16 protein-coding genes, 1 tRNA gene and 1 riboswitch are annotated in these 15,268 nt (G+C 62.9%); of the genes, 6 read left to right on the top strand and 11 right to left on the bottom strand.

Translation table 11 applies throughout. The features are described from left to right. Window positions 1–14 precede the first annotated feature (14 nt). The 10 genes from KP701_RS07240 to KP701_RS16485 form a co-directional block, all read right to left on the bottom strand. Window positions 15–1,010, bottom strand: coding sequence for an energy transducer TonB (locus tag KP701_RS07240; protein ID WP_215746535.1), 996 nt, complete (start codon window positions 1,008–1,010; stop codon window positions 15–17). Between the two features lie 12 nt (window positions 1,011–1,022). Next, window positions 1,023–1,463 (bottom strand): protein TolR, encoded by a 441-nt coding sequence (tolR, locus tag KP701_RS07235; RefSeq protein WP_062029159.1) that lies wholly within the window; start codon window positions 1,461–1,463, stop codon window positions 1,023–1,025. A 3-nt stretch (window positions 1,464–1,466) separates the two neighbouring features. Further along, window positions 1,467–2,258: a protein TolQ gene (tolQ, locus tag KP701_RS07230; protein ID WP_172492883.1), complete on the bottom strand. Its 792-nt coding sequence runs from the start codon at window positions 2,256–2,258 to the stop codon at window positions 1,467–1,469. Between the two features lie 29 nt (window positions 2,259–2,287). Beyond that, window positions 2,288–2,713 (bottom strand): tol-pal system-associated acyl-CoA thioesterase, encoded by a 426-nt coding sequence (gene ybgC, locus KP701_RS07225; protein ID WP_215746534.1) that lies wholly within the window; start codon window positions 2,711–2,713, stop codon window positions 2,288–2,290. A 52-nt stretch (window positions 2,714–2,765) separates the two neighbouring features. Further along, window positions 2,766–3,815: a Holliday junction branch migration DNA helicase RuvB gene (gene ruvB, locus KP701_RS07220; RefSeq protein ID WP_041111981.1), complete on the bottom strand. Its 1,050-nt coding sequence runs from the start codon at window positions 3,813–3,815 to the stop codon at window positions 2,766–2,768. After that, window positions 3,812–4,414 carry a Holliday junction branch migration protein RuvA gene (gene ruvA / locus KP701_RS07215; RefSeq protein ID WP_077802342.1) on the bottom strand — a complete coding sequence of 201 codons (603 nt, stop codon included), beginning with the start codon at window positions 4,412–4,414 and terminating at the stop codon, window positions 3,812–3,814. The genes ruvB and ruvA overlap by 4 nt, the downstream gene beginning before the upstream one ends. Then, on the bottom strand, window positions 4,411–4,917 hold the full coding sequence (gene ruvC / locus KP701_RS07210; protein ID WP_062507447.1) for a crossover junction endodeoxyribonuclease RuvC: 507 nt from the start codon (window positions 4,915–4,917) through the stop codon (window positions 4,411–4,413). Before ruvC ends, ruvA begins: the two co-directional genes overlap by 4 nt. Further along, entirely contained in the window at window positions 4,914–5,663 is a 750-nt protein-coding gene (locus KP701_RS07205; RefSeq protein ID WP_215746533.1) for a YebC/PmpR family DNA-binding transcriptional regulator, read from the bottom strand. The genes ruvC and KP701_RS07205 overlap by 4 nt, the downstream gene beginning before the upstream one ends. A gap of 34 nt (window positions 5,664–5,697) precedes the next feature. Next, complete coding sequence (secA, locus tag KP701_RS07200; RefSeq protein ID WP_215746532.1) at window positions 5,698–8,463, bottom strand: preprotein translocase subunit SecA; 2,766 nt, start codon at window positions 8,461–8,463, stop codon at window positions 5,698–5,700. A 167-nt stretch (window positions 8,464–8,630) separates the two neighbouring features. Beyond that, window positions 8,631–8,753, bottom strand: coding sequence for a hypothetical protein (locus KP701_RS16485; RefSeq protein ID WP_256445007.1), 123 nt, complete (start codon window positions 8,751–8,753; stop codon window positions 8,631–8,633). A 45-nt stretch (window positions 8,754–8,798) separates the two neighbouring features. Here KP701_RS16485 and KP701_RS07195 point away from each other — a divergent pair, with 45 nt between their 5' ends. The 5 genes from KP701_RS07195 (at window position 8,799) to KP701_RS07175 (ending at window position 13,715) form a co-directional block, all read left to right on the top strand. Further along, complete coding sequence (locus KP701_RS07195; RefSeq protein WP_011253199.1) at window positions 8,799–9,725, top strand: peptidylprolyl isomerase; 927 nt, start codon at window positions 8,799–8,801, stop codon at window positions 9,723–9,725. A 4-nt stretch (window positions 9,726–9,729) separates the two neighbouring features. Next, a complete protein-coding gene (argJ, locus tag KP701_RS07190) occupies window positions 9,730–10,965 on the top strand; it encodes a bifunctional glutamate N-acetyltransferase/amino-acid acetyltransferase ArgJ (protein ID WP_062497502.1) in 1,236 nt (411 codons plus the stop codon). Between the two features lie 98 nt (window positions 10,966–11,063). Then, window positions 11,064–12,293, top strand: coding sequence for an NAD(P)/FAD-dependent oxidoreductase (locus KP701_RS07185; RefSeq protein WP_215746530.1), 1,230 nt, complete (start codon window positions 11,064–11,066; stop codon window positions 12,291–12,293). Window positions 12,294–12,373: 80 nt separating this feature from the next. Next, window positions 12,374–13,123: a 2OG-Fe dioxygenase family protein gene (locus KP701_RS07180; protein ID WP_215746529.1), complete on the top strand. Its 750-nt coding sequence runs from the start codon at window positions 12,374–12,376 to the stop codon at window positions 13,121–13,123. Between the two features lie 52 nt (window positions 13,124–13,175). Continuing rightward, window positions 13,176–13,715, top strand: coding sequence for a hypothetical protein (locus KP701_RS07175; protein WP_215746528.1), 540 nt, complete (start codon window positions 13,176–13,178; stop codon window positions 13,713–13,715). Between the two features lie 20 nt (window positions 13,716–13,735). Here the strand turns inward: KP701_RS07175 and KP701_RS07170 are convergent. Continuing rightward, window positions 13,736–13,809, bottom strand: a tRNA-Gly gene (locus KP701_RS07170). 109 nt (window positions 13,810–13,918) lie between these two features. Further along, a riboswitch (SAM riboswitch) is annotated at window positions 13,919–13,998 on the top strand. Between the two features lie 73 nt (window positions 13,999–14,071). On the opposite strand from KP701_RS07170, the gene metZ reads away from it, so the two are divergent. Next, window positions 14,072–15,265 (top strand): O-succinylhomoserine sulfhydrylase, encoded by a 1,194-nt coding sequence (gene metZ, locus KP701_RS07165; RefSeq protein WP_215746527.1) that lies wholly within the window; start codon window positions 14,072–14,074, stop codon window positions 15,263–15,265. Window positions 15,266–15,268: the final 3 nt, after the last annotated feature.

The raw sequence follows: 15,268 nt of genomic DNA, 5'->3' as shown, positions 1-15,268 counted from the left end.
GACTTCCTCGTGGATTACGGCCTGAAGACAAAACGCAGCTCATGCGTCTGACCAAGCATCTTGGAGGGAATGGGCAGATGGGCACAGGTGGGGCTCAGCACAGCATCCCGCGCCCGCTCCGCCAGAACGCGGTAAGAGGGATCTGCGGCCATCTTCGCAGCCGTTTCAGGCGCAAATTTGACAATCCGGGCCTCGCCGGTCGCATCAACGGTCACGACCATATGCGCGACAAAGCTCGCATAGTTCCGCGCTTCGGTATCTTCGGTGTAGCAGCGGCGCACGGAGCCACCGATGGCCTTCTGATCCGCCATGGACAGCGACTTCGTGATGTCACCATTCGGCACACCGCCTCCGTTCGGCGCACCACCCTGCGGCGGATTGGCCTTCGCGGTCGGCGCGTGAGTCTGCTTCTGGTCCGCCCGGAAATTATCCAGCGTCGCCAGCAGCGAATGACTGTCCGCTTCGGTTTTCTTCGCCGCATTCGGCTGCGTCATATGCGAAAATTTCGGCATATCCGGCAGCTTGTCGGCCTTCTGCGTCTGCGGGCTTGGCGGCGCGACCATCGTCGATTTCGACGGCGGTGACGGCTTGGGCGGCGAGGCCGGCACAGGCTCGGGCGACTCATCCGTCATCTTCGGCGGCAGCTTGATGTCCGGCAGCTTCTGCGGCGGCGTCTCCGGCGGAGGCGGCACGGGCTGAGGCGGTGGTGGTGGCGGAGGCGGCTCTTCCGTCGGCGCCTTCAGGGGCGGCGTCGGGGCGGGAGGTGCCTCGTTCTTCACCGGTGCGGGCGCCGGAGCGGGTGCAGGTGCCGGATGATCGCCCTTGACCGGGTGGGTCGGCGGTCCTGCCTGCTCGAATTCCATCTGAACCGTGGGGGGCTCCGGTGGCTCGGGCGGTTTTTCGGGAGGAATCTGCACAAGCAGATACGCGATCAGCCCCAGATGAATGGCGGCTGATCCGTAAAGCGCATGACGAAAGCGCCTGTTATCAGAGCGGCGTGGACGCACCACGACAGCGGCCTCTTACTGGCCGCTCTGGGGCTGCTGCGCGAGAAGCGCAACATGCGTGAAGCCACCCGACGTGATCTGACCCATAACCTGCATCACCTGCCCGTAGTCGATATGCGCATCGGCACGGACGAAAATACGGTGGGTCGGATCATTCTGCGACTGTGCCTTGAGCTGGTCGATCAACTGGTCCGACGTCACCTGCTGGTCCCCCAGATAGAGCGACCCATCCGTCCGCAGGGACACAGTGATCGGCTTGGAATCCGAATTGACCGGGCTGGCATCCGTCTTCGGCAGATCCACATTGACACCACTGGTCAGCATCGGTGCCGTCACCATGAAGATGATGAGCAGCACCAGCATGACGTCCACCAGTGGCGTGACGTTGATTTCCGACGCGGGCCGACGCTTACGGCGTCCGCCACCTCCAGCCCGTCCTCCCGCAGACATTCCCATGGTTCAGGCCTTCCCGCCGGTCGTATCGTCCGCACGTTCCTCGGACTGACGCGACAGGATGGCCGCGAACTCGGTGCCGAAGGCTTCCATGCGATCCGCGAACTTCTCGAAGGAATTGCTCAGACCGTTATAGGCAATATAGGCCGGAATGGCCGTCACGAGGCCGATCGCCGTGGCGAACAGGGCTTCGGAAATACCAGGCGCCACAACCGAAAGGTTCGTGTTGTGCATCTGCGCGATGGACGCGAAAGAATGCATGATGCCCCAGACCGTTCCGAACAGACCGACGAACGGTGCCACCGGGCCAATCGTCGCAAGGAAGATCAGACGGCGCGTCAGGCGGTCGTTTTCACGCATGATGGTGATGTCGATCGCGCGGTCCACGCGCTCGCGCACGCCACCACGCGACAGGTCGATTCCGCCAATCCGTGCGGAACGGCGCCATTCCCCCATGGCCGCGCCGAACACGGCCGCCATCGGATGCGTCGGACGCGCACCATCGGATTCGTAAAGATCGTCGAGCGATCCGCCCGACCAGAAACGGTCCTCGAACTCGGTCGCTTCACGGTTGACGCGACGGATGAGAATGATTTTTTCCGCAATGATCGCCCATACGCCGGCGCTGCACAGCAGCAGACCCAGCATCACCAGCTTTACAACGATGGAGGCGTGCAGGAACAGGTCCAGAGGCGAAAGACCGGCCGCACCGACCGCCCCAAGCGCACTCGAACTTACCTCATGATCCACTGTTCTCTCCTGTACAGATCCTGTCCCTTGCGGGTCAGGACTCTCCATTGCACTTCATGACGAAACAGGAAAGTGGGTCAGACCTCTCCTGCCTCCAGTTTTCTTACTGCATCACGCCACCGCGGCGGAATTTTGGCAGGTTTCATGTCCGCTGCATTCAGGCAGGCCAGCTCAACATCGATAACCGTAGCCGTTTCGCCACCCCCGGAATAATTCCGGACGGTCTGACAAAGTTTCAGCCGCGTCGGAGTCATGGCCTCCAGCGCCGTCTCGATTTCCATCTCGTCATCGAGTCGGAGCGGTGAGCGGTACCGGATCGCCGCCTGACGCACGACAAAGACCAGTCCGAAATCATTCAGAAGCTCGGTGACGGACGCATCCGCATCCCGCATCGCCTCGCTCCGCGCACGCTCGGCAAAGCCCAGATAGCGCGCGTGATAGACGATACCGCCCGCATCGGTGTCTTCGTAATAAACCCGGAACCTGATCTTGTGCGTGGCCATACTGTTTCTCCAGTCATGGTGCGCCCGCACCCCGAACCATGTTCAGGGCTTTTCAGGGCGCGGAATCGTCCTGCTCCAGCGAGGAAAGCAGGTCCACCTGGCTCGCCGGCGGCGTCAGGCCGAGATGACGCCATCCCGCTTCACCCAGCATCCGCCCGCGGGCCGTCCTCAGAACCAGCCCTTCCTGGATCAGGTAGGGCTCGATCACGTCTTCCAGCGTATCGCGCGCTTCGGCAAGCCCCGCCGCCAGCGTTTCCACACCGACCGGACCGCCATGATGATGTTCGGCAATCCGCTTGAGATAGCGCCGGTCCATCGCATCCAGCCCGCGCTCGTCAACCTCAAGCCGTCCCAGAGCCGCATCCGCCAGCGCCCGGTCCACGACCGCATGCTTCGAGACAAGAGCAAAATCCCGCACCCGGCGCAACAGACGCCCCGCAATACGCGGCGTTCCACGGGAGCGTCGGGCGATCTCTTCCGCCCCGTCATCCGTCAGGCGCATCCCGAGCTTCAGAGCCCCGCGCGAGACGATCGCCCGGAGTTCTTCCGGCGTATAGAACACCAGCCGCAGCGGAATTCCGAACCGGTCCCGCAAAGGCGTCGCCAGAAGACCGGCCCGCGTCGTCGCGGCCACGAGTGTAAACGGCGCCAGATCAATCCGCACGGACCGCGCAGCCGGCCCCTCGCCGATAATCAGATCGAGCTGGAAATCCTCCATCGCCGGATAGAGAACTTCCTCAATCGCCGGCTGGAGACGGTGGATTTCGTCAATGAACAGCACGTCACGCGGCTGGAGATTCGTCAGAATTGCCGCCAGATCGCCCGCACGCTGAATGACCGGCCCGGATGTTGCCCGAAACCCCACACCCAGTTCCCGCGCCACGATCTGCGCCAGCGTCGTCTTGCCCAGACCCGGAGGTCCATGCAGCAGAACATGATCCAGCGCTTCATTCCGAGCCCGCGCCGCCTCGATAAAAATCGCCAGATTTTCGCGGCTGGCCTTCTGGCCCGTAAAATCCGCAAGCGTTTCAGGCCGCAGACTGCCCTCGCCCATATCCTCGGGCTGACGGGCTGGATCGGTTTCGCGGTAGTCGTCGCTCATCGCGCGAGATCCTTCAGGCTCAGCCGGATTGCCAGATCAAGCGTCGCATTCTCGTTCTCGGCCAGCACCTTGCTCAGCACAGGCCAAGCCTCGGCCCGGCGGAATCCGAGCCCCGCCAGCGCCAGCAGCGCATCATTCTCGACACTCGGCCCCGAAACGATCCCCGGTGCAGATACGGTCCCGCCCCCGCCCGGCATCTTGGCGACCTTGTTGCGCAGCTCACTCAGGATCCGGTCCGCCAGACGCGGCCCGACACCGGCTGCACGGGTCAGCGAGCCCTTGTCCCCGGCATTGATGGCCAGTAGAAGCTCGCCCGGACTGTTCGCCGACAGGATCGCCAGCGCCACTTTCGCGCCCACGCCCTGCACGGTCGTCAGCAGACGGAACCAGTCCCGCTCATCCGTCGTCGCAAAACCGAAAAGCTGAATCGCATCCTCGCGCACGATCGTCTCGATCAGCACGCGCGCCACGGACGGCGGCTGCGGCAGGGCTGCCAGCGTGCGGGTCGAGGCCGAAACCACATACCCCACACCATTGACGTCCACGATGCAGCGCTCGCCCTCGATCTGCCCGACAAGTCCCGTCAACTGCCCGATCATGCCATGCGCTTCCCGGCCACGACATGCGCCGCACTCGCACGATGATGGGCATGACAGATCGCAACGGCCAGCGCATCGGAGGCGTCGGCCTTGCGGATCTCCGCCCCCGGCAGAAGCCGCTTCACCATCATCGTCACCTGCTCCTTGGTCGCAGACCCGGTCCCGACCACGGACTTCTTGACCGTCATCGCCCCGTATTCCGCAACCGGCAGCCCTTCATAGGCGGGCGTCAGCAGAGCCACCCCACGCGCATAGCCGAGCTTGAGCGTCGAGGAGCCGTTGCGGTTAACGTAAGTCTCCTCAACAGCCGCCTCGGCCGGCGCATATTCACGGATCAGCTTTTTCAGCGCGCCATGCAGTTCACAAAGACGCAGCGGCACGGATTCGGACCCATCAGTCCCGATCACACCCGAGGCCACATGCTTCAGGTGATTGCCGTTCACGTCGATGATGCCCCAGCCCATGAAACGCAGGCCGGGGTCAATGCCCATCAGGCGGATCAAGCAGCCAGCGCCTCAGCCACGTCGTCGGGAATGTCGAAGTTCGCATAGACGGCCTGAATATCGTCGCTGTCTTCCAGCACGTCGATCAGCTTCATGACCGAACGCGCCTTGTCCTCGTCCAGCGTCACACTGTTTTCCGGACGCCAGTCGAGCTTGGCCGACTGCGGCTCTCCGAAACGGGTTTCAAGCGCGTCACGCACGGCGAAGAAGTTCTCCATCGCGCAGGTCACTTCATGGCCTTCCTCGGTCGTCTCTGCATTGTCCGCACCGGCCTCGATCGCCGCTTCCAGCATCTCGTCCTCGGAGGCCACATCCAGCGGATAGCTGATCACGCCCAGACGCTGGAACATGAACGACACCGAGTTCGTCTCACCCAGCGATCCGCCATGCTTGGAGAATGCAGCGCGGACTTCACCCGCCGTCCGATTGCGATTGTCCGTCAGACCTTCAACGATGATCGCAACACCAGCGGGGCCGTAGCCCTCGTAGCGCACTTCCACATAGTCGTCGCCACCCGCAGCGCCGGACGCCTTCTTGATGGCGCGCTCGACATTGTCCTTGGGCATGTTGACTTCACGCGCCATGGAAATCGCGGCACGCAGACGCGGGTTGGACGCCGGATCAGGCAGGCCGGAGCGCGTCGCAACCGTGATTTCACGCAGGACCTTGGCAAACTGCTTGGCGCGCTTGGCATCCTGCGCACCCTTGCGGTGCATAATGTTTTTAAACTGTGAATGACCGGCCATCGGTCGCTCCTTCCTCTATCTGCGTGTCAGAGGCTCAGGCGAGCCTGCCATGACAGTGTTTGAACTTCAGACCCGATCCGCACGGGCAAAGGGCGTTGCGCGGCGTCTCCGCATACCAGCGCTGAAGCGTTGCCGCATCAGGCTCCGCACCCGCCGGAACAGGCTGCGGACGCGGCGGCATCGGGGCAGCGGACGGGAAACCCGCCATCGGCTGCGGCGCCGGAATGTCGCCCCCCGTCGTACCCTGCGCAAACAGTCCCGCAGGCTCCTCGGACGGTCCGGACGTCTCGGTGTTGATGACCGGGAATGGCGGCGGCTCGGACACGGCCTGGATGCGGCACATCGTTTCCGTCACGCGGATGCGCATGTCATCCAGCATTGCCGTGAACATCTGAAAGGCTTCCTGCTTGTACTCGTTCAGCGGATCACGCTGACCATAAGCCCGCAGGCCAATGCCCTGACGCAGCTGATCCAGCCCGTGCAGATGCTCTTTCCACACCGCATCGAACGTCGTCAGCACGACCTGCTTCTCGATCAGGCGCATCAGCTCGGGGCCCATATTGGCTGTCCGTGCTGCCTGCGCTTTCGCGGCTTCCGCTTCGATCCGCTCGATCACGCCCTCGGAATCCATGCCGTCTTCCTTCGCCCAGTCCGCAATCGGCAGATCCAGGTTCAGAATGCGGGAGACTTCCTTCGTCAGCCCTTCCGTATCCCAGGCCTCGGCAAAGGACTTCTCGGGAATATGCGCATGCACCAGATCCTCGATCGTGTGCTCGCGCAGCTCGGCGATCACGCCCGACAGGTCGTCCGTCGCCATGTATTCCCGGCGCTGGGCATACACCTCCTTGCGCTGGTCATTCATGACGTCGTCATATTTGAGCGTGTTCTTGCGCATGTCGAAGTTGCGCGCCTCGACCCGTTTCTGCGCTTTTTCCAGAGCCTTGTTCAGCCAGGGATGAACGATCGCCTCACCTTCCTTGAGCCCCATCTTCTGCATCATCGCGCCCATGCGGTCGCTGGCAAAAATGCGGATCAGATCGTCTTCAAGCGACAGGAAGAAGCGCGAATTGCCCGGATCACCCTGACGCCCCGAACGGCCACGCAGCTGGTTGTCCACACGGCGGCTTTCATGCCGCTCGGTGCCGATCACATACAGACCGCCCGCCTTGTGAACTTCCTCGTGATGCTCTTCGACGATCGCGCGGATGTTCTGCTCGACGGACTCACGCTGCGCCTCGTCATCGACGCCTTCGGTGCTGGCCTTGACCAGCATCTCGATATTGCCGCCGAGCTTGATATCGGTCCCGCGGCCCGCCATGTTCGTGGCGATCGTGATGGCTCCCGGCGCCCCCGCCTGCGCCACGATGATCGCTTCCTTCTCATGCTGACGCGCATTCAGGACATTATGCGGAATGCCGCGCTGCGTCAGAATATGGGAGAGATATTCGCTCTTCTCGATCGACGTCGTGCCCACGAGGATGGGCTGGCCAGTCTCGTGGATTTCCTTGATCAGATCGGCCACGGCGCTGAACTTCTCGGCCGCTGTCAGATAGACCTCGTCATCCGTATCGATCCGCTTCACCGGCAGGTTCGTCGGGATTTCCACCACGTCAAGGTGATAGATCTCCGCGAACTCGTCAGCCTCGGTCATGGCCGTACCGGTCATGCCGGACAGCTTCGGATAGAGACGGAAATAGTTCTGGAACGTGATGGAGGCGAGCGTCTGGTTCTCCTGCTGGATCTCCACATGCTCCTTGGCTTCCAGCGCCTGATGCAGGCCATCCGAATACCGGCGCCCGTCCATCATGCGGCCCGTGAACTCGTCGATGATGACGACCTTGCCGTCACGCACGATGTAATCCACATCCCGCGTAAACAGCGTATGCGCCCGCAGGGACTGCTGGACATGATGGACCACCGCGACATTATGGATGTCGTACAGCCCGCCTTCCTGAAGCACGCCGGCTTCGGCCAGAAGTTCCTCGACACGGTGCGAGCCGTGCTCGGTCAGCGTGACAGACCGCAGCTTCTCGTCCTTGTCATAGACGTCAGGCTCCTGCACCAGCTTCACAACCACATCATCAACAGAGCGGTACAGATCGGAGCTGTCATCCGCAGGGCCGGAAATGATGAGCGGGGTCCGCGCCTCGTCGATCAGGATGCTGTCCACCTCATCCACGATCGCGTGGTTGAACGGACGCTGCACCATGTCGGCGAGCGAATATTTCATGTTGTCGCGCAGATAGTCGAAGCCGAACTCGTTGTTCGTGCCGTAGGTGATGTCCGCGGCATAAGCCTCTCGGCGCTCCCCGTCCGACAGGTTCGGCACGATCACACCCGTCGTCAGCCCGAGGAAGCTGTAGAGGATGGACATTTCTTCCGCATCGCGCCGCGCCAGATAGTCATTCACCGTAACGACATGCACGCCCTTGCCGCTCAGCGCGTTCAGATAGACCGCCAGCGTTGCAACAAGGGTCTTGCCCTCACCAGTCCGCATCTCGGCAATACGTCCCGCATGGAGGACCATGCCGCCGATCAGCTGCACATCAAAGTGACGCTTGCCCAGAACACGACGCGACGCCTCGCGGCAGACCGCAAAGGCTTCCGGCAGCAGACCATCAAGGGTTTCGCCCTTTTCCAGCCGCTCCTTGAACTCGGTCGTCTTGTGCCGGAGCTGCTCGTCAGACAGGGCCTGGACCGCAGGCTCCAGTGCATTGATCTCGGGCACACGGCGCTGATACGCCTTGAGCGTGCGATCGTTGGCAGAACCGAAAAGGGCGCGGGCGAGGCGTGCGAACATGCTGAACCTTGAGATGCCGAAGACCCGAAGCGCCAGCTCTTTCCACTATCGGAAAGACCCGCCACACCGGGCCGTCAGGATTTTCACGTCTGCTGGAGATAGGACCCGGGCCGCAAAGGGTCAATGGAGAGCCCGCCCGGAACCCCGATGAAATGTTCTCATTGTCATCACAGTGTCACATCCCCGACCGGCCCCGCACCTCGCGCGACACCCGCCTGCAGCGTGCGTGAAGGGCGCGTGAATGAATGGTAACGGACCGCACCCTTGCAGGGCGGACCAGCCTTTGTCATGGTGCAGGCCATCCTTTTCCAGGTTACATCCGAGGTAGTCCCCACATGCGGCTTTCCCGCTCCACTTTCGCTCTCGCCGCCCTTCTGGCCGGCACGTCGGTCGCAGCATCGACGGCTTTCGCCGCTCCCGCAGCAGCCCCTGCCGCCGCAGCACCAGCAGCCGCTCCGGCCGCTGCCCCCAACCCCGACATGCTGATCGCCACCGTCAATGGTGCGAAGATCACGCTGGGCGACGTGCAGCGCGCAGCGGGCAACCTCCCGCCGCAGGCCCGCCAGATCCAGCCGTCCGTCCTGGTCCCGCTGATCGTCAACCAGCTCGTTGACCAGAAGGCCGTGCAGTTCGCTGCCGAAAAGGAAGGCCTGAACCACAAGCCGGACGTGAAAGCTGCCATGGATGCCGCTGCCGCGAATGCGCTGCAGAACGCCTATCTCGAAGAGAAGGTCGGCCCGCTGGTCACCGATTCCGCAATGCATGACTTCTACCAGTCGCATTACGCCAACAAGAAGCCGGAAGAAGAGATCCACGCCCGCCACATCCTCGTGGACAGCGAAGCCCAGGCCAAGGACATCATTGCCCAGCTCGGCAAGGGTGCTGATTTCGGCAAGCTTGCTGCCCAGCTTTCCAAGGACAAGGGTTCCGCTGGTGCGAACGGTGGCGATCTTGGCTGGTTCAAGAAGGAAGACATGCTGCCGGCTTTCTCCGCGGCTGCTTTCGCCATGAAGCCGAACACGATCTCCCAGACCCCGGTTCACACCCAGTACGGCTGGCACGTAATCCAGGTCCTCGCGACCCGTACGGCCCCGATCCCGACCTTCGACCAGGTCCACGACCAGGTCCGTCAGGAGCTGATCCGCGACAAGGTGCGTGACATCGTTCAGGCCGCTGAATCCCAGGTGAAGGTCGTTCACTACGACGCACAGGGCAAGGCGATCCCGAATGCAGCTCCGGCTGCCGCACCTGCAAAGAAGTAAGTCCATGGCAAAGCCGCTCCCCGTCTCTCCGCTCGCTCGTCCTCTTCCGGACCTTGCAACGATTGCGGGCGTGCGGCTTTCCGCCGTCGCCGCGGGCATCCGCTATCAGGGCCGCACGGACCTGATGCTCGCGGAATTTGTCCCCGGCACGGTCGCCGCGGGCGTCTATACGAAGAATGCCTGCCCGGGCGCCCCGGTTCTGTGGTGCCGCGAGGCCCTGACGACCCCCTATGCCCGCGCCCTGCTCGTCAATGCAGGCAACGCGAACGTCTTTACCGGTCGCGCCGGAATCCAGGCCTGCGAAGACTGCGCGGACGCCACCGCACAGCTTCTCGACTGCCCCCCGCAGGACGTCTTTCTCGCCTCCACGGGCGTGATCGGCGAAAAACTGCCGCAGGACCGCATCATCGCTGCGCTTCCTGCCGCCAGGGCGGGACTGGAAGAAAACGGCTGGGCCGATGCCGCGCGCGCCATCATGACGACGGACACCTTCCCCAAGGCCGCCCGTCGCGATGTGAAGATCAACGGCACTCCTGTCCGCATCCAGGGCATCGCCAAGGGATCGGGCATGGTCGCCCCTGACATGGCCACGATGCTGGCCTATGTCGCAACGGACGCCAGACTGCCGCAGAACGTGCTGCAGTCCCTGCTGGCCTCCGGCTGCGCCCAGAGCTTCAATTCCATTACCGTCGATTCGGACACGTCCACTTCGGACATGCTGATGATTTTCGCGACCGGACTGGCCGACAATCCCGAAGTCGATGACGTCAACGACCCCGCTCTCGCCGAGTTTACCCTTGCGCTGAATGATCTCCTGCTGGAGCTCGCGCTGATGGTGGTCCGCGATGGCGAAGGTGCGACAAAGCTTGTCCGTATCGCCGTCACCGGAGCGGATTCCAACCTCTCCGCCCACCGCATCGCGCTGTGCATCGCCAACTCCCCGCTCGTCAAAACCGCCATTGCCGGCGAGGACGCCAACTGGGGACGCGTGGTCATGGCGGTCGGAAAAAGCGGTGAACCCGCAGACCGCGACCGTCTCTCCGTCGCTATCGGCGGCACGTGGATCGCGAAAGATGGCGGTGTCGTCGAGAATTACGATGAAGCCCCGGTCGTCGCCCACATGAAGGGTCAGGAGATCGAGATTGCCGTCGATCTCGGCCTGGGCGACGGACAGGCCCGCGTCTGGACCTGCGATCTGACGCATGGCTACATAGACATCAACGGCTCCTACCGCAGCTGACCATCCCAACACGTCAGCGAGAGCGGGGCTTGTGCGTCCCCGCCTCTGCCGTTAGCAAAATCCGGGTGCCGTTTCGCACTTGATATGAGGAAAAATCCATGTCTGCTGGAGCTCGCGTGCTTGTTCTTGGCGGTGGCGTTGGGGGGCTTGAAGCCGCTGCAGCGCTGGGCCGTCGCCAGAACATCTCCCTGACACTCGTTGACCGCAGCCCCGTCCATTACTGGAAGCCGGCTCTGCACGAATTCGCTGCGGGCACCATGCAGCATCAGGGGAATTGCATCCCCTTCCGCGACACGGCCGCAAAGTTCGGCTTCGCCTTCGTCCAGGGCAGCCCTGTCGCCGTCAATCGCGAGAACAAGACCGTCTCGCTCGATACCGGCGCGACACTGCCTTACGATTATCTGGTGGTCGCTCTCGGCTCGCGCGCGAACGATTTCGGCATTCCGGGCATCGTCGATCACTGCATGTTCATCGACAGCCTGAACGACGCTGACGCACTCTTCGCCACCTTCCGCGAAGCCGTGCAGAAAGCCCGTGCCGCTGGCGAGAAGCTCTCGGTCGGCATCGTGGGTGGTGGCGCAACCGGCGTCCAGCTGATTGCCGAACTGTGCAAGTCCATCGATGACGCCCGCGGTCTGGGACCAGCCGTTCGCAAATCCCTGCTGAACGCCGTCCTGATCGAAACCGGCCCGCGTATCCTCCCGGCCTTCCCCGAAGCCGTGTCTTCCGCTGCCACGCAGCAGCTCGAAAAGCTCGGCATCTCCGTGCGGACCGAAGCCATGGTAGTCGGCGCGGACGAGACCGGTTTCAGCCTCAAATCCGGCGAGCACATCCCCGCCAGCCTCCGCGTCTGGGCCGCCGGCGTGCGCGCCTCGGATGCCACGAACCTTCTCGAAGGTCTGGAACGCGGGCGCTCGGGTCAACTCGGCGTGACCACCACGCTTCAGACCACGCAGGACCCGGCCGTTTTCGCGATTGGCGACTGCTCCCGCATCGACGCAGCTCCGATCGCGCCGACGGCGCAGGCCGCACGCCAGGAAGGCCAGTATCTCGGCCGCGCCCTGCCGGACATCATCGCGGGCAAGACCCCTGCCCCGTTCGCCTATAACGACCGCGGCGCTGTCGTGGCTCTGGGTGACTATAACGGCTGGGGCATGCTGGACGCCAAGCGCAGCTTCGGTGGCGGTCTGCTGTCGGGTCTGGCCGCACGTCTGATCCATGAAGGGCTTTACCGTCAGCACCTCGCAGGCATCCTTGGCGTGGCTCCCACGGCCTGTAGCACGGTCCGCGAACATCTTTCGCCGGTTAAACCTGATCTGGGCGCCTGAAATCCCTTTTCAGAAGCCCGTCAAAGAGGGAATGTGGGACGCAGCATCATCCAACCCTGCGTCCCCGGGTCCAAGAACTCATGAATCCAACCGATCTCCCTCCGCCCTTTGACAGGGTTCTGACCGGCATCGAAGATACGCTGCTGGAAAAAGGGTTTTCCTTCCTGCAGGCCGACGTTACGCGTCCTCTTCTGGAGCATGAAGGCCTAAAGGACTGGCAGGGTTTCGCCGAGAGTTGGAACCATCTGGGTCTTGACCGCTACATGGCGGATGGTGGCCGTTACCGTCGCCGCCGTTATGCGACTTTCGCCGTCTCGGGCGACATCATCACCCGCAAGAAGCACCAGCCCCACTATCAGAGCCGGGACTACAATCTGCTGAATGGCGGGGTCGAACGCTGGTTTCCGGCCGTAACGGACGCCATCGCCACCCATCCCGCCATGACAGCCGCCATCCACACGATCAGCCGGATCGCGGATGCCCTGACGCCACCGACGGAAAAGCCGCCGGTCTGGCATGTGGAGGTCCACCAGTTCCGCATCGAAGCGCGACCGGACAATGAAGGGCGCCCCACGCCCGAAGGCCTGCATCGCGATGGCGTGGACTGGGTTCTCGTGCTGATGGTCGCCCGCCACAACGTCGAACAGGGCGTTACCACGATCCACGGCATGCGCAAGGAACCGCTCGGTTCTTTCACGCTGACCAACCCGCTGGATGCCGCCATCGTGGACGACCACCGCGTCTATCATGGCGTCACGGCCGTCCAGCCCGTCGATCCGTCACAGCCGGCCTATCGGGACGTGCTGGTGGTGACGCTCCGTCACGAATGACACCCGAAGCTTCACAGATGTTCTTCTTCAATTTCGTGTTATGACAGGTCTCATGTCGATCCAGCAGATTCTTTCCCGCCCCGCGGCGGTTCTGGCCCTGTCCTTCATGCTCCCCGGAGCCCTGTCCTGTGCGGATGCCGCGACAGGCAAGACCCGCCATCACATACGGCATGCGGCACAGTCCGCCAACGCCGGTGCGGCTCCCGTCATCCTCACGGCCCATCCGGGCACGAAGCTGGATGAAGACGCCCGCAAACTGAACGAAGATGATCTTCAGGACGCGGCCAAACATCATGACCAGCCGGTCGTGCTCGTCGGCTCCGCTCCGCTGTCCTCGGGCAAGAATGACGAAGCCCTGTTCGTGCAGCTTCAGTCCGCCCGCCTCTGCGGTTCCGCAGGCTGCACGACCTCCGTCTATCTGAAGCACAACGACACCTGGAACACGGTTCTGGACTCCGTGAACGGTGATATTTCCGTCCTGCCCACGCGCCACAAGGGCATGCATGACCTGCTGGTTAGCCCGAACGACCGCTGGGTCTGGAACGGCAAGGAATATCAGGACACGCTCAGCGCACCGCCGATGCCCAAATAACCACTGTTTTTCAGGAAGTCTGGAGCGGGCGAGGGGAATCGAACCCCCGTATGCAGCTTGGGAAGCTGCCGTTCTACCATTGAACTACGCCCGCTAACGACCCCGAGCATAACCGCTCTGCGATCCCTCTGCAATCCGCCTTCAAGGTGTTGACGCAAAACCGAAATACGGCTCATAGTCCTGCCTGTCAGAAACGTCATGGCGTGCCTGACCCTCGTGATTTGAGCGGCCGGCTTGCGGCGAGGCTAAAGAACTGCGCTAAAGAGGCCCTGCATCGTTATCGAACGATTTCCAGGACTTCCACGGCCCGCCACATGCGCCCTGCACAAACAGGGCGTTTTATGGAGGGACACATCATGTCTTCAGAAAACTGGCGCACAGCCACCCGTCTCCTGCACGAAGCCCCGAACCGCACCGAGTTCGGTGAAACGTCCGAGGCGCTCTTCCTGACATCCGGCTTCGTCTATGACAGCGCCGAACAGGCCGCCGCCACCTTCACGGGCGACGTTCAGCACTTCCAGTATTCCCGCTTCGGAAACCCGACCGTCGATACGCTTCAGGAGCGTCTGGCCCTTCTCGAAGGCGCCGAAGCCTGCGTTGCCACCGCCACCGGCATGGGCGCCGTCTCCTCGGCCATCCTGTCGACTGTAAAGGCCGGTGACCGTGTCGTGGCTTCCCGCGCCATATTCGGCTCCTGCTACTGGATCGTAACCAACCTCCTGCCCCGCTACGGCATCGAGACCGAACTGGTGGACGGCACGGATTACGACGCCTGGGAGCGCGCACTGTCCAGGCCAACAGCCGCCGTGCTGATCGAAAGCCCGTCCAACCCGATGCTCGACGTGCTCGACATCGCCCGCGTCGCGGAGCTGACGCACAAGGCAGGCGGCCTGCTGATCGTGGACAACGTCTTCGCCACCCCGCTCGGCCAGTCCCCGCTCAGGCTTGGCGCGGATGTGATCGTCTATTCCTGTACGAAACATATCGACGGTCAGGGCCGCGTCCTCGGCGGCGCGGTGCTCGGCTCCAGCAAGTGGATCAACGAGACACTCCAGCCTTTCACCCGCAACACGGGCAACGCCCTGTCGCCGTTCAATGCCTGGGTCCTGCTCAAGGGTCTGGAAACCCTCCAACTCCGTACGGATGCCATGGCCCGCAACGCCGCCGCCGTAGCCGATGCGCTGGCCGAACTGCCGGGAATCGTTCAGGTCCGCTATCCGGGCCGCGCCGACCATCCGCAGCATGAACTGGCCAAGGCCCAGATGAGCAATGGCGGGTCCATGGTCGCGTTCGTGGTGGACAAGGACCGTGAGGGTGCGTTCGCCTTCATGAACGCTTTCAGGGTCATCGCGATTTCCAATAATCTCGGCGACGCCCGCAGCCTGGCCACCCATCCCGCCACGACGACGCATATGCGCGTCAGCGAGGAAGAGCGTGCCCGTCTCGGCATCACGGACGGCGCCATCCGCCTCTCCGTCGGTCTGGAAGATCCGGCAGACCTGATCGATGATCTCAAGCGCGGTGCGGCGGCTGTCGCGGCCCTCGCATAAGTT

This window comes from Gluconobacter sp. P1C6_b, assembly GCF_018811945.1.
Lineage (GTDB): Bacteria > Pseudomonadota > Alphaproteobacteria > Acetobacterales > Acetobacteraceae > Gluconobacter.
This window is presented reverse-complemented; position numbering and strand designations above follow the sequence as displayed.